At 63.1% G+C, this 737-nt stretch carries 1 protein-coding gene and 1 pseudogene; one reads left to right on the forward strand and one right to left on the reverse strand.

Annotation, left to right across the window (positions count from 1 at the left end):
* Window positions 1–34: 34 nt before the first annotated feature.
* Window positions 35–190, reverse strand: a pseudogene (locus F6Q13_RS18540) (oxidoreductase); the annotation flags it as partial.
* A gap of 93 nt (window positions 191–283) precedes the next feature.
* Between F6Q13_RS18540 and F6Q13_RS18545 the strand changes: the two are divergent.
* On the forward strand, window positions 284–737 hold a 454-nt coding region (locus F6Q13_RS18545), incomplete at its 3' end, for a hypothetical protein (protein WP_293059655.1).

Below are 737 nucleotides of genomic sequence, written 5' to 3' on the forward strand. Positions count from 1 at the left end.
GTGCGCGCCGGCCTGAAGGCTATCTACTTGTCCGGCTGTAGCGGCCCTGGCGAACCAGGACATCATGCCAGTTGAGCGCGCTGGCGCGCAGCGCCACGGTCACCCAACCCGGACGTGCGGGCGGGTCGGGAAATTCTTCCGGACGCAACACCGCGGGGCTGCCGAACTCACGCATCACCACAGCGTGCACGCACACCTCCCAACCTGCTCTTTTGCGATTCTGTTGTGACCTGCGTAACAGTGCGTTATACTTTTGGCCCAATGGTATGACCATAACATACGGTTGACCGAAGTTGGGTTGGGGAGAGGAGTGGTGATGGTCTCGCGGGTAGCCATGGCCTCCAGCGCGGAAGATCTGACCATGGTTGAGCCTGCCGAGGCAGCAGTTGCCGCGGCCGCCGACCATCTTGGGTTGCCGCTTTCCGAGCTGCCGCAGACTGCATCGAGGTGCCAGCTGGATGATCTGCGGCATCGCCTCGAGCAGCGGCTGGTGCGGTCACCGGATTCGGCGGATGAGTCGGCGGCTACTGCCGAGCTGTTGATCTGGGTGCTGAGATTGCAGTGCGAACTGCTCGATCAGGATCTGTCTCGACGGGTGAGGTGTCTGACGGAGATCCGTAATGCGCTGTGGGAGCTACAGGGCCTGTCGCCGCGCGAGATGATCCGCGCCGCCCCGCTGGTGCTAACCTCGATTTTTCACATGGCCTGGCGGGGTTGCTCGGAGCCGGTTGCTGGCC

Origin of the sequence: Mycobacterium sp. (assembly GCF_008709575.1) — a bacterium.
In the GTDB taxonomy this organism is placed as follows: Bacteria; Actinomycetota; Actinomycetes; order Mycobacteriales; family Mycobacteriaceae; genus Mycobacterium.